General features: G+C 70.3%; 13 protein-coding genes. 3 read left to right on the top strand and 10 right to left on the bottom strand.

The window, feature by feature from the left end; genetic code table 11:
- Positions 1-5: 5 nt before the first annotated feature.
- The 9 genes from ACT80S_RS17110 to ACT80S_RS17070 form a co-directional block, all read right to left on the bottom strand.
- Complete coding sequence (locus ACT80S_RS17110) at positions 6-989, bottom strand: M48 family metallopeptidase (protein WP_377418061.1); 984 nt, start codon at positions 987-989, stop codon at positions 6-8.
- The gene (locus ACT80S_RS17105; protein ID WP_377418189.1) at positions 961-1,746 is read right to left on the bottom strand and encodes a lysophospholipid acyltransferase family protein; all 786 of its coding nucleotides are present in this window, start codon (positions 1,744-1,746) and stop codon (positions 961-963) included. The genes ACT80S_RS17110 and ACT80S_RS17105 overlap by 29 nt, the downstream gene beginning before the upstream one ends.
- Entirely contained in the window at positions 1,746-2,303 is a 558-nt protein-coding gene (gmhB, locus tag ACT80S_RS17100; protein WP_377418059.1) for a D-glycero-beta-D-manno-heptose 1,7-bisphosphate 7-phosphatase, read from the bottom strand. The genes ACT80S_RS17105 and gmhB overlap by 1 nt, the downstream gene beginning before the upstream one ends.
- Before the next feature lie 34 nt (positions 2,304-2,337).
- Complete coding sequence (gene glyS, locus ACT80S_RS17095; RefSeq protein WP_377418057.1) at positions 2,338-4,449, bottom strand: glycine--tRNA ligase subunit beta; 2,112 nt, start codon at positions 4,447-4,449, stop codon at positions 2,338-2,340.
- A 4-nt stretch (positions 4,450-4,453) separates the two neighbouring features.
- Positions 4,454-5,359, bottom strand: a complete 906-nt coding sequence (gene glyQ, locus ACT80S_RS17090) for a glycine--tRNA ligase subunit alpha (protein WP_377418055.1) — start codon at positions 5,357-5,359, stop codon at positions 4,454-4,456.
- A 37-nt stretch (positions 5,360-5,396) separates the two neighbouring features.
- Positions 5,397-6,893, bottom strand: a complete 1,497-nt coding sequence (gene lnt / locus ACT80S_RS17085; protein WP_377418053.1) for an apolipoprotein N-acyltransferase — start codon at positions 6,891-6,893, stop codon at positions 5,397-5,399.
- A complete protein-coding gene (locus tag ACT80S_RS17080; RefSeq protein ID WP_377418051.1) occupies positions 6,890-7,777 on the bottom strand; it encodes an HlyC/CorC family transporter in 888 nt (295 codons plus the stop codon). Before ACT80S_RS17080 ends, lnt begins: the two co-directional genes overlap by 4 nt.
- A gap of 96 nt (positions 7,778-7,873) precedes the next feature.
- Positions 7,874-8,530 carry a GNAT family N-acetyltransferase gene (locus ACT80S_RS17075; RefSeq protein WP_377418049.1) on the bottom strand — a complete coding sequence of 219 codons (657 nt, stop codon included), beginning with the start codon at positions 8,528-8,530 and terminating at the stop codon, positions 7,874-7,876.
- Between the two features lie 84 nt (positions 8,531-8,614).
- Positions 8,615-9,094, bottom strand: coding sequence for an Lrp/AsnC family transcriptional regulator (locus ACT80S_RS17070; RefSeq protein WP_377418047.1), 480 nt, complete (start codon positions 9,092-9,094; stop codon positions 8,615-8,617).
- A gap of 133 nt (positions 9,095-9,227) precedes the next feature.
- Between ACT80S_RS17070 and hppD the strand changes: the two genes are divergently transcribed.
- Together hppD and phhA are read left to right on the top strand one after the other, a co-directional pair.
- On the top strand, positions 9,228-10,370 hold the full coding sequence (hppD, locus tag ACT80S_RS17065; RefSeq protein ID WP_377418045.1) for a 4-hydroxyphenylpyruvate dioxygenase: 1,143 nt from the start codon (positions 9,228-9,230) through the stop codon (positions 10,368-10,370).
- A gap of 16 nt (positions 10,371-10,386) precedes the next feature.
- Positions 10,387-11,202 carry a phenylalanine 4-monooxygenase gene (gene phhA / locus ACT80S_RS17060; protein WP_377418043.1) on the top strand — a complete coding sequence of 272 codons (816 nt, stop codon included), beginning with the start codon at positions 10,387-10,389 and terminating at the stop codon, positions 11,200-11,202.
- Here the strand turns inward: phhA and ACT80S_RS17055 are convergent.
- Positions 11,153-12,118 (bottom strand): esterase/lipase family protein, encoded by a 966-nt coding sequence (locus ACT80S_RS17055; protein WP_377418041.1) that lies wholly within the window; start codon positions 12,116-12,118, stop codon positions 11,153-11,155. The two genes, phhA and ACT80S_RS17055, sit on opposite strands and share 50 nt — an antisense overlap.
- 75 nt (positions 12,119-12,193) lie before the next feature.
- Between ACT80S_RS17055 and ACT80S_RS17050 the strand changes: the two genes are divergently transcribed.
- Entirely contained in the window at positions 12,194-13,117 is a 924-nt protein-coding gene (locus ACT80S_RS17050; RefSeq protein ID WP_377418039.1) for an MBL fold metallo-hydrolase, read from the top strand.
- Positions 13,118-13,305: the final 188 nt, after the last annotated feature.

Genomic DNA, 13,305 nt, shown 5'->3' with positions numbered 1-13,305 from the left:
GGGGTCTACCAGGGCGGCAGCGGGTCGGCCCTGAGTTCGGCGCGCAGCGCCGCGTAATCGGGCACCACCGTGCCCACCGTTTCCCAGAAACGCGGGCTGTGGTCCATCACGCGCAGGTGACTGAGCTCGTGAACCACCACGTAGTCGATCACCGGCAGGCGGAAGTGGACCAGGCGCCAGTTCAGGCGGATGGCGCCGTCAGCGCTGGCCGTGCCCCAGCGGGTGGCGGCGCTGCTCAGGCTGAGCTTGGTCCAGCGCACCCCCAGCTGCGGGGCGTAGTGCTCCAGGCGTTCGGTGAACAGCCGGCGCGCCTGGCGCATCAGCCAGGCCTGGGCGGCGTCGCGGATCTGCACGGGGCCGGCCTGCTGCGACAGCCCCAGGTGCAGGGTGAGCCGCGGCACGCCCGGCAGGGCCTGGGCGTCGGTGTGCAGCACGCCGCCACCCTCGAAGCCATGGCGCGGGTCGAGCACCACGATCACGTCCTCGCCGAGGAAGGGCAGGACCGCGCCGTCGCGCCACTCGATGCGCGCGCCCTCCAGGCGGGCATCGCGATCGCGCATCTCGGCGAGCTTGCGCACGATCCAGGCGGACTTGTGGCGCAGCGCGTCCTCGATCTCGCGCAGCGTGACCCACTGGGGCGCGCTGACGGTGAGCCCCTCGGCGCCGACGCTGAAGCCGATGGTGCGCCGGCGCGCGCGGCGCAGCTCGTAGGCCACGCGGGTGCCTTCGAGCAGGGACTCCCGGTTGGCGCGCGGGTGCGCGAAGCGCACCGGCTCGAGCACCCGGGACAGGGGCTCCGCGGGCGGGGCGGCCGGTGCGGAGGCCGTGGGAACCCGGGGCGCCCCGGTGGGCGTCACGCCGGCCGGGGCGGGGGACGGCGTGGAGGCCGGAAAGGCGGCCGGCGCGGGTGCCGCGGGCGGCGCGGGTGGCGCGCTGGCGGGAGCCGGCGCGTCGAACAGGTCAAGCGCGAGTTGCAGGAGCCTGTTCATCGTCCGCCACGGCCCGGGCTTGCGGGGGGTAGGCCTCGGGGTCGAGGCGGCGCATCTCGGATTCGATCCAGGCCTCGACCTCGCGCATCAGCTCATCGGCGTCGCGGCCCTCGCTGGGGATGGGGCGGCCGATGGAGACATCGACGATGCCCGGGCGCTTGACGAAGGCCTTGCGCGGCCAGACCTTGGCCGAGGTCACCGCCACCGGGATCACCGGCGCGCCAGTGGCAATCGCCAGGCGCGTGCCGCCGGTCTTGTAGGTGCCCTTCTCGCCGCGCGGGATGCGCGTGCCCTCGGGGAACATGATGATCCAGATGCCGCGCGCCAGCAGCGCCTGGCCCTGCGACACCACCTTGTTGAAGGCGGCCGCGCGCTGGCTGCGGTCGATGTGGATCATGTCCAGGCGGGCCATGGCCCAGCCGAAGAACGGGATCTGCAGCAGCTCCTTCTTGAACACGTAGGCCAGCGGGTGCGGCATCAGCGTGGGCATCAGGAAGGTCTCGAAGGTGGACTGGTGCTTGACCAGCAGGATCGCCGGGCTGGTCTCGCCCTGGGGCAGGTGCTCCATGCCGGTGACGCGCACGCGGATGCCGATGATCCAGCGCGCCGCGGTGACCGCGCCACGCAGCCAGCGCGCCGCCATCCAGTACAGGGGAATGCCGCGCACGCGCACCGACACCAGCAGCATCAGCAGCCCCCAGGGGATCACGGACACCAGCATCCACAGGCCGTGAACGAGGGAGCGCAGGAAATTCATCATCGGGGCTGGCGTATCAGGTAGTCGGCGAAGGCCGCGAGGTCCTCATGGACCCGGGTGCCGGGGGGGAAGTTCTCGGGCAGCGGCCGGCCGCGGAAGCCCGCGCCCTTGCCGGTGAGGACCAGGTGCGGCTCGCAGCCCACCGCGGCGCCGGCCTGCAGGTCACGCAGGGTGTCGCCCACGCAGGGCACGCCCTTGAGGTCCACGCCGAAGCGCTCGCCGATCTGCTCGAACAGGCCCGGCTGCGGCTTGCGGCAGGTGCAGTTCTCCTCGGGGCCGTGCGGGCAGTAGAAGACCGCGTCGATGCGCCCGCCCTGCGCGCCCAGCAGCTTGTGCATCTTGGCGTGCATGGCGTTGAGGGCGGCCACGTCGAACAGGCCGCGCCCGAGGCCGGACTGGTTGGTCGCCACGGCGACGTGCCAGCCCGCGTGGTTCAGGCGCGCGACGGCCTCCAGCGCGCCGGGCAGCGGCACCCACTCCTCGGCGGACTTGACGTATTCGTCGCTGTCGACGTTGATCGTGCCGTCCCGATCCAGGATGACCAGCTTCAGGTTCATCCGGCCCCCACGCTCGGCGCTGCGCTCATGATCCTCATGCCGCCAGGCGCGACAGGTCGGCCACGCGGTTCATCTCGCGGTGCAGCGTCGCCAGCAGGCCCAGGCGGTTCAGGCGCAGGTCGGTCTCCTCGGCGTTGACCATCACGTCGTCGAAGAAGGCGTCGACCGGGCCGCGCAGCGCGGCGAGCGTCTGCAGCGAGCCGGTGTAGTCGCCGGCCTCGAACTTCGCCCCGGCCTCGGGGGCCAGCTGGCGGGTGGCGGCGAACAGGGCCTTCTCGGCATCCTCCCGCAGCAGCACCTCGCTGACATGGGCATCGACCACGCCGTCGGCCTTCTTGAGGATGTTGCCGATGCGCTTGTTGGCAGCGGCCAGGGCCGGCGCCTCGGGCAGCGCGGCGAAGGCGCGCACCGCCGCCAGGCGCTTGGCGACATCGCCCAGGCGCTGCGGCTGCAGGGCCAGCACCGCGTCCACTTCCTGGGCGCTGTAGCCCTGCTCGCGCAGCATGCCGGCCAGGCGCTCGTAGATGAAGGTGGCCAGCTGCCCGGTGGTCTCGGCGCCGGCCTGCGGGAACAGGCCCACGGCCGCGGCCAGGATCTCGCCCAGGGACAGCGACAGGTCACGCTCCATGAGCATGCGCACCACGCCCAGGGCGTGGCGGCGCAGCGCGAACGGGTCCTTGTCGCCAGTGGGCAGCTGGCCGATGGCGAACAGGCCGGCCAGCGTCTCGAGCTTGTCGGCCAGGGCGACCACCAGGCCCACGGAATTGCGCGGGAGCTCGTCGCCGGCGAAACGCGGCTTGTAGTGGTCCTCGATCGCGTCGGCGACGTCGGCGTCCAGGCCGTCGGCCTGGGCGTAGTAGCGACCCATGATGCCTTGCAGCTCGGGGAACTCGCCCACCATGTCGGTGAGCAGGTCGGCCTTGGCCAGGCTGGCGGCGAGGTCCGACTTCCAGGCCAGGTGGTCGTCACCGAGCTGGGCGCCGATCACCTGCGCGAGCTCGCGCACGCGGGCGGTGCGCTCGCCCTGGGTGCCGAGCTTGTTGTGGTAGACCACCTTGGCCAGGCCCTCGGCGCGCGAGGCCAGGGTCTTCTTGCGGTCCTGGTCGAAGAAGAACTTGGCATCGGCCAGGCGCGGGCGCACCACGCGCTCGTTGCCGCCGGTGACGGCGCTGGCGTCGGCCGGGCGGATGTTGCTCACGACCAGGAAGCGGTTGGTGAGCTTGCCGGCCGCGTCCAGCAGCGGGAAGTACTTCTGGTTGGCCTTCATCGTGAGGATCAGGCACTCCTGCGGCACGTCGAGGAATTCCTTCTCGAACTGGCACAGCAGCACGTTGGGGCGTTCAACCAGCGCGGTCACTTCATCGAGCAGGGCCTCGTCCTCGATGGGGCGGGCGCCGCCGCCCACCTGGGCCGCGGCCTGCGCGAGCTGGCGCGCGATCTCGGCGCGGCGCGCCTCGAAGCCGGGGATCACGGCGCCGTCACGCTGCAGCACCTCGGCATAGGCGTCGGCCGCGGGGATGGTCACCACCGGGCTCGCCGCCTCGAAGCGGTGGCCCTGGGTGGTATTGCCGGCGGTGAGGCCCAGCGCGGTGACAGGCACCACGGCGCCGCCATGCAGCGCCACCAGCGAGTGGGCGGGGCGCACGAACTTCACGTCGGTCCAGCCGTCGGCCAGCTGGTAGGTCATGACCTTGGGAATCGGCAGCTTGGCGATGGCCTCGGCCAGCGCCTTCTGCAGGCCCTCGGCCAGCGTGGCGCCGCGCGCGGTGCTCTCGTAGAACAGGGCCTCGGCCTTGCCGTCGGGCGCGCGCTTGAGGCCGGCCACCGCGGACGCATCGGCGCCCAGGGCCTGCAGCTTCTTCAGCAGCGCCGGGGTGGCGTTGCCCGCGGCGTCGAGGCCGACGCTCACCGGCATCAGCTTCTGCGAGACGGCCTTGTCGGCGGCCTGGAAGGCCACCGCGGTGATGTGCGCGGCCAGGCGGCGCGGCGAGGCGAACGCGGTCAGCTCGGAGCCGGCGCCCGCCAGGCCCTGGGCCTGCAGCTGCTCGAACAGCACGCCGGCGAAGGCCTGGCCCAGTTTCTTCAACGCCTTGGGAGGCAGCTCCTCGACGAACAGTTCGACGAGCAGGTTCTGGGAAGTGGTCATGGTGTCAGGCGGCCTTCTTGGTCATCTCGGCCACCCACTCCTTCGGCGCCATGGGGAAGCCCAGGCGCTCGCGGCTGTCGTAGTAGCTCTGGGCCACGGCGCGGGCCAGGTTGCGGATGCGGCCGATGTAGGCGGCGCGTTCGGTCACGCTGATCGCGCCGCGCGCGTCCAGCAGGTTGAAGCTGTGGGCCGCCTTGAGCACCTGCTCGTAGGCCGGCAGGGCCAGCTGCTGCTCCATCAGGTACTTGGCCTGCTTCTCGTGGGCAGCGAAGGCGGTGAAGAGGAAGTCGGCGTCGCTGTGCTCGAAGTTGTAGGCCGACTGCTCCTTCTCGTTCTGCAGGTAGACGTCGCCGTACGACAGGCCCTCGGTCCACTTCAGGTCGTAGACGTTCTCCACGCCCTGCAGGTACATGGCCAGGCGCTCCAGGCCGTAGGTGATCTCGCCGGTGATGGGCTTGCAGTCGATGCCGCCGACCTGCTGGAAGTAGGTGAACTGCGTCACCTCCATGCCATTGAGCCAGACCTCCCAGCCCAGGCCCCAGGCGCCCAGCGTGGGGTTCTCCCAGTCGTCCTCGACGAAGCGGATGTCGTTCTTCTTCAGGTCGAAGCCCAGGGCCTCGAGCGAGCCGAGGTACAGCTCGAGGATGTTGGCCGGCGCGGGCTTGAGCACCACCTGGTACTGGTAGTAGTGCTGCAGGCGGTTCGGGTTCTCGCCGTAGCGGCCGTCCTTGGGGCGGCGGCTCGGCTGGACATAGGCGGCCTTCCACGGCTCGGGGCCGAGCGCGCGCAGGAAGGTGGCGGTGTGCGAGGTGCCGGCACCGACCTCCATGTCGTAGGGCTGCAGCAGGGCGCAGCCCTGCGCGTCCCAGTAGGACTGCAGCTTCAGGATGATTTGCTGGAAGGTGAGCATCGGCCGATTTTAAGGTCGCGGCCGAGGCTGCCCCGGGTCAGGCAACGCGCCGGGAACGCCTTCCAGCTAGCAAAACGATAGCAACGCCGAACCCCCAGGCTGGCCACAGGCCGAAGGCTGCGGACCAGCGCGCGAACGGGGTCAGGCCTTCGCGGCCCTCGACCTCGCCGGCCAGCACGCCACGGGTGTGGCGCGCGAGCCGGTGGGTGACCACGCCGCGGTGGTCGACGATGGCGGTGGCGCCGGTGTTGGTGGCGCGGATCACGGGCCGGCGGAACTCCAGCGCGCGCATGCGGCTGATCGCCAGGTGCTGGTCGATGGCGACGGTGTTGCCGAACCAGCCGATGTTGCTCACGTTCACGAAGACGGTGGGCGCGCGCGCCGGGTCGGCGAAGCGGGCCGCCAGCTCCTCGCCGAACAGGTCCTCGTAGCAGATGTTGGGCGCCAGGCGCTGGCCCTGCCACTCGAACGAGGCCTGGCCCACGCCGCCGCGGTTGAAGTCGCCCAGGGGAATGTGCATCAGGTCGGTGAACCACCGGAACAGGGGCGGGATGAACTCGCCGAAGGGCACGAGGTGGTGCTTGTCGTAACGGTAGGCGCCCCCGCCCGGCCGCAGCCCCACCACCGAGTTGGTGTAGCCCTCGGCGTAGCTGCCCAGGGGAATGCCGACCAGCGCCGCCTGCGGCCCGGCCTGGAAGTGCGCGGCGATGCCGTCGAGGTAGTCCGGCGGGAGCTGGGCGGGCAGCAGGGGGATGGCCGTCTCGGGCGCCACCACCAGCGAGGCCGGCGCGGCGCGCAGCATGTCGGCATACCAGGCCAGCGCCTGGGGCACGCCGGTGCCGGAGTGGAACTTCTCGTCCTGCGGGATGTTGCCCTGGAGCAGCGCCACCGGCAGCCGCCCCGCGCTCGCGCCCTCGCCGGCCGGCGCCCAGGCGGCCGCGGCGGCGACGGCCAGCACGCCCGCGGTCGCGCCCCAGGGCCGGCGCCCCGCCGGTCGCACGAGGGCGGCCAGCAGGCCCGCCAGCAGGGTCGCGGCAAAGCCGATGCCGTGGACCCCGACCCAGGGCGCCAGGCCCGCCAGCGGCCCCTGCACGTGGGCATAGCCGCCGGCGCCCCAGGGGAAGCCGGTGAACCAGCGCGCCCGCATCAGTTCGGCCAGGAGCCAGGCGCCCGCGAGCGCCAGCGCGCCGCCGCGCCCCCAGCGCCAGGCCACCGCCGCGGCGGCGCCGTAGTACAGGGCGAGGAAGCCGGCCAGGGCCAGCACGGCGAGCACCGCCAGGGGCGCGGCCAGTCCGCCGTAGACATGCATGGAGATGAACAGCCACCACCAGGTGGCGGCCAGCCAGGCCACGGCAAAGCCCCAGCCGGTGGCCGCGGCCTGCCGCCAGGAGGGCGCGTCGCGCACCAGCAGCGCCAGCGCGCCCAGCGACAGCAATTGCAGCCACCACAGGGGCTGGCCGTCCCAGGGCGCGGCGATGGACAGGCCCTGGGCGGCGCCGGCCGCGAGCGCCAGCGCCAGGCGGGCGGCGATCAACCGGTGCTGTCGCGGGCCGCAGCCGGCGACACCTTGAACCAGCGCACCGCTCCGCCCTTGGTGTGGAGCACGACGAAATCGAGCCCACCCAGGGAGGTGCGCTCGCCGCGCTTGGGGACATGGCCCATCTCGTGGGCGACCAGGCCGCCGATGGTCTCGATGCGCAGGTCGGCATCATCGGCGTCGCTGGGCGCGAGCGTCACGCTGAAGGCCTCGTTCACGCGCTCGAGGGTGGTGTCGCCGCTCACGCGGTAGGTCTGGTCGGCCAGGCCGAAGATGTCGCCCTCGTCCTCGGCGATGTCGAACTCGTCCTCGATCTCGCCGACGATCTGCTCGAGCACGTCCTCGATGGTGACCAGCCCGGCGACACGGCCGAACTCGTCGATCACGATGGCCAGGTGGTTGCGGTTGCCGCGGAACTCGCGCAGCAGGTCGTTCAGGCCCTTGCTCTCGGGGATGAAGGAGGCCGGGCGCAGCAGCGCGCGCAGGTTCAGCTCGGGCGCGCGCTGGAGCTTGAGGAGGTCCTTGGCCAGGAGGATGCCGATGATGTTCTCGCGGTCCCCCTCGTAGACCGGGAAGCGCGAGTGCGCCGTCTCGATCACCAGGTGCAGGATCTCCTCGTACGGCGCGTCGATGTTGACCAGGTCCATCCGCGGCGCAGCCACCATGACGTCACCGGCGGTGAGGTCGGCCATGCGGATCACGCCTTCGAGCATCACGCGGGACTCGGGCCCGATGACGTCGTTGTCCTCGGCGTCCGCCAGCGTCTCGATCAGTTCGGCCTTCGAATCCGGGCCCGGGTGGATGAATTCCGCCAGCTTTTGCAGGAACGTGCGCTTGTCTTCCTTTTCGCCAGGAGCGCGCGCAGGGTGGGGGTCTGACACAGTCAGGAGGTGCAGGACATGCGGTCGTTGGGAGGGCTCCAAGGATAGCCCAATCGAATGACAGCCACGCCCGGCGCACCGGGGGCCGCCACGGCTTCAGCGGCCGGACTTGTAGCGCCCTTCGCGCACGCCCCGCCGGACCTCCTGCAGACCGCCGAGGAAGTCCCAGAACTGGCGCGCCTGCTGCTTGAGCCGGTAGTCGGTCTGGGCCATCTGCTCCTCGAGCAGCTCGGTCACGCGCGTGTCCAGCGTCGCCGGGGGCAGGCGCAGGTGGGCCTCGGTCTCGGTGCCATCGCGTTCAACCGTGGCGCCGGCGTTGCGCGCGATCTTGATCATCGCGGCGTTCTCGCTGAGCGCGTGGACGAACAACAGCTCCACGCCCTCGTTGCGCGCATGCATGACGGCGCGGTCGAACAGTCGCGAGCCGAAACCGCGGCCGCGCGCCTTCTTCGCCACCGACACGCCGAACTCGGCGCAGTTGGCCGAGCCGGGATGGTCGGAGAACGCGAGGTGGGCGATGGCGACCAGCTCGAGCCAGCGGTTGTAGATGCCGAAGATCTCGTCACGGTCGAAGTTCAGCGAGTCGACGTACTTGCGGACCTGCTCGTCCGTGGCCATGTAGCCGAACCGCAGATACCGGTCGTGCTCGTCCAGCGCCAGCAGGTGCTCGGCGATCTTCTCGCGGTGGGCGGGGCCCAGCGAGCGGATGGGGACGTGGAACAACTTCGACCGGAGGTCGGACGACTCGGGCATGGGTCGGATTGTCGGGCATTTCCTGCTGCACTGCAGCAAGAAAATTACTCAACCTTACAGCCAGGACTTCGGGTAGGGAACCGGTCAGAGCGGCACGGCGGTGGTGGCCTTGACCCGGTCGAGCACGAAGCTGGTCTTGCAGTCCTCCACGCTGGGGTGCTTGAGCAGCGTGTCCATGATGAAGCGGCTGTAGTGCGCCATGTCCTCGACGACCACGCGCAGCAGGTAGTCCATCTCCCCGGTCAGGGCGGCGCACTCCACCACCTCCGGCCAGGTCTGCACGCTGGCGCGGAACAGGTCCATCGGGTTGCGCTTGTGGCTCTCGGTGTGCTTTTCCAGGCGCACGTTGAGGTAGGCGGTCAGGCCCAGGCCCACGGTCTCCGGCCGGACCAGGGCGACGTAGCGGTCGATCACCCCGGTTTCCTCCAGCCGCTTGACCCGCCGCAGCACGGCCGAGGCCGACAGGCCCACCTGGCCGCCGATCACGTCGTAGGTTTCGCGCCCGTTGGCCTGGAGCAGGCGCAGGATTGCACGGTCGAGCTTGTCGAGGTCAGCGGCTGGCATGCTGGAATTATCTGCATCGCGGCGGGCGCACGCAAAAAACCTGCAAAGTCGCTGGCTTTGACGGCACCAGATCGCACGAATCGTGAAGATCAAGCCGCCTACAGTGCGTCAATCACCTGAAGGAGACACGCGCATGAATGCCCCCCTGCCCGCCGGCACGACGGCGGCCACCTGGGACAACCCCATGGGAACCGACGGCTTCGAGTTCATCGAGTACGCCGCGCCCGACCCGGCCGCCATGGGCGCGCTGTTCGAGCGCATGGGCTTTCGAGCCATCGCCAGGCACCGCCACAAGGACGTGACGCTGTACCGCCAGGGCGGCATCAACTTCATCGTCAATGCCGAGCCGGACTCCTTCGCCCAGCGCTTCGCGCGCCAGCACGGGCCGAGCATCTGCGCCATCGCCTTCCGGGTGCAGGACGCCAAGGCGGCCTACGAGCGCGCGATCGCGCTGGGCGCGTGGGGCTACGCGGGCCAGGCCGGCCCGGGCGAGCTCAACATCCCGGCCATCAAGGGCATCGGCGACAGCCTCATCTACCTGGTGGACCGCTGGCGCGGCAAGAACGGCGCGCAAGCCGGCGACATCGGCAACATCGGCTTCTACGACGTGGACTTCGAACCGCTGCCCGGCGCGCGCGGCGTCGAGGCGCTGGACCCGGCGGGCTTCGGCCTCACCGTCATCGACCACCTGACGCACAACGTGCACCGGGGCCGCATGAACGAGTGGGCGGAGTTCTATGAGCGGCTGTTCAACTTCCGCGAGGTCCGCTACTTCGACATCGAGGGCCAGGCCACCGGCGTCAAGAGCAAGGCCATGACCAGCCCGTGCGGCAAGATCCGCATCCCGATCAACGAGGAGGGCAACGACAAGGCCGGCCAGATCCAGGAGTACCTGGACCGCTACCACGGCGAGGGCATCCAGCACATCGCGCTGGCCTCGACCGACCTGTACGAGACGGTCGACGCGCTCCAGCTCTCCGGCGTGAAGCTGCTGGAGACCAGCGACACCTACTACGAGCTGCTGCCCCGGCGCATTCCCGACCTGCGCGAGGACGTGGAGGCCCTGCGCCAGCGCAACATCCTCGTCGACGGCTTGCCTGACGCCTTGCTGCTGCAGATCTTCAGCGAAAACCAGCTCGGGCCGATCTTCTTCGAGTTCATCCAGCGCAAGGGCAACGAGGGCTTCGGCGAGGGCAACTTCAAGGCGCTGTTCGAGTCCATGGAGTTGGACCAGATGCGCCGCGGCGTGCTCGCCCCCGGCGCCGCGACGCCCTGATCCCGCAGGAGGTCCCTTGGCTGTCCAGCCCGTCGTCTATGGCACCAGTGACCGGCCGCCCCGCGGCGACTACAGCCGCGCGGCCGACGACTACACCTGCGCGCAGGACCCTGGCGCCTACACGGCCCAGGACCACGACACCTACCGTCGCCTCTACGCGCGCCAGGCTGCCCTGGTGCAAGGGCGCGCGTGCGAGGCCTTCGTGCGGGCGCTGCCGGCGCTCGGCGCGAGCGACCGCATTCCCCGCTTCGAGGCGATCAACGAACGCCTGCGGCGCGCCACGGGCTGGGAGATCGTGGGCGTTCCCGGGCTGATCCCCGAGGTGCCGTTCTTCACGCTGCTGGCGAACCGGCGCTTCCCGGTCACCGACTGGATCCGCAGGCCCGAGGAGTTCGACTACATCGTCGAGCCGGATGTCTTCCACGACCTTTTCGGCCATGTTCCGCTGCTGTTCGATCCGGTGTTCGCCGACCACATGCAGGCCTATGGCCAGGGCGGCCTCAAGGCCCACAGGCTCGGCGCCTGCGAGCAGCTGTCCCGCCTGTACTGGTACACGGTGGAATTCGGCCTGATCCGCGAGCGGGGCGCGCTGCGCGCCTACGGGGCCGGCATCCTCAGTTCACCTGGTGAACTGCGCTACGCCGTGGAAAGCCCGCAGCCGCAGCGGCTTGCGCTGGACGTCGAGCGCGTCATGCGCACGCGCTACAAGATCGACACCTTCCAGCACACGTACTTCGTCATCGACAGCTTCCAGGAACTGTTCGACAAGACCGCGCCGGACTTCACGCCGATCTACGAGCGGCTGCGCGGACTTCCGGAGCTGCAGCCTTAGCGTCCAGGTCCGCGAGCAGGGCCAGCGTGCCCGCCATCACCTCGCGGCGGAACGCCAGCTGTACGTGGGCGGCGCCCGGCACGAAGCGGTTGTCCGCGTCCGCCAGCCTGGCGGTGGACGGGGGCATCACGATGTTGTCGCAGTTGGACCACCAGCAGGTGAAGCGCGCAGCGCGCCCGGCGGGGCTCGCCTCAGCCAGCGCCCGCAGCCAGGCGCTGCCCTGGCGCATCTGCAGGCCATTGGGAAGGTGGCTGAACCTCGCGAGCCAGGTGCCGGCATGCGGGCTGCCGATCGTGACCACATGCGCCGCGGCCCCGTCATCGCGCTGCTCGCGCAGCCAGGCGCGCGCGACCAGTCCGCCCATGCTGTGGCACACCAGCAGCGGCGGCAGGCCCGTCGCCTGCCGCACCGCCTGCACGGCGGCGTCCAGGGTCGGCACGTGGACGTCGATCGCGGCGAACACCGGCTCCAGGTTCACCGACACATGCGCCCGCCCCTCGGATTCGAGCCGGCGGCGCCAGTGGGTCCAGAATCCGCGGTTGCAGACGAAGCCATGCACGAACACGACCCCGTGCCGGCCGGCCACCCGCGGTCCCTGGAGGCGGTCCGGGATGGCGCGCCAGCGGAATGGCTGGCGCCAGGCGAAGACCAGGAGGCCCAGGCAGGCCTCGGCGCCCCAGGCGAGAAGGAGCTGCCGCCCGCTCGCCCGAGGCGCCGGGTCTTCACGCCGGACCTCGCGCAGCATCAGGAACTCCGCGCCCATCACCCAGGCGTGAGTGAACGCGATCACCAGCGCCCCCAGGATCGCGACGGCCGCCGCCCGATCCCACCAGGCCCAGGCCCAGCCGAGTGCGCACGCAGCCACCCACACGGTGATCACCTGTTGCAGGCGTGCGAGGGACGAAGGCGCGGGCATGGCCCCAGTATGCCGCGGCGCTCCGGACAGTCCCGGGGGCGCGCTCCTGCGGTTGCGCGGGAGAATGGGCGCTTCATGACGCACGCCCTCCCCTTGCCCGCCGGTGTTTCCGTGTTTGAACGCGGATGGCTCTCCGCGAACAACATCCTGCTGGTCGGCGACGGCCCGTCCACCCTCATCGACAGCGGCTACTGCACGCACGCCGAACAGACCTTGGCGCTGGTGTCCCGCGCGCTGGGCGAACGCCCGCTCGACCTGCTGGTGAACACCCACCTTCACAGCGACCACTGCGGTGGAAACGCGGCCCTCCAGGCGCGTTATCCCGCAGCCCGGACCCTGGTTCCACCGGGCCATGCGCAGCAGGTGCGGGACTGGGATCCGGTGGCCCTCACCTACGAGCCCACGGGCCAGCTGTGTCCTCGCTTCCGGCTCGACGCGGCGCTCGTTCCGGGCAGTATGCTCGCCATGGGTGCCCAGAGTTGGGAAGTCCACGCGGCCCCGGGCCACGACCCGCACTCGGTCATCCTCTTCGAGCCAGCCTCGCGCACCCTGGTTTCGGCCGATGCGTTGTGGGAAAGCGGCTTTGGCGTGGTCTTCCCGGAGCTGGAGGGCGAGTCCGCCTTCGCGGAAGTCGGGCAGACCCTGGACCTCATCGAGTCACTGGCTCCCCGCGTGGTCATCCCGGGTCACGGCCCGGTCTTCACCGATGTCACGGGAGCGCTGGCCACCGCGCGCAAGCGCCTTCGCGGGTTCGAAGAGGACCCGGCGCGCCACGCCCGCTATGCCGCCAAGGTGCTGTTGAAATACAAGCTCCTCGAACTGAAGCGATTCACCCAGGATGAGCTGCGCGGCTGGGCTGATCGCACGCGCTACCTGGGTCTGGTGCGTGAGCGCTGGGCGCCGGGAATCGAGCCCTCGGCATGGTTGGACCAGGTGGTCGACGAGTTGGCCGCCTCGGGCGCCTTGCGCCGCGAGGGCACGGACATCGTGGACGCCTGATAGCCATCAGCAGGATCGCAAACCTGCGGCGTCATTTCTGCAAACCGACAACCCAGGCGCAAAAACAAAAACCCCCTGTATCTTTCGACACAGGGGGTATTTGCTGCTGTAAGAGCCTGACGATGTCCTACTTTCACACGGGAATCCGCACTATCATCGGCGCAGAGGCGTTTCACTGTCCTGTTCGG

The sequence above is a fragment of the Ramlibacter sp. MAHUQ-53 genome, from assembly GCF_052600055.1.
The sequence above is the reverse complement of the archived record's forward strand: the minus strand, read 5'-3'. Positions and strand labels throughout refer to the sequence as shown.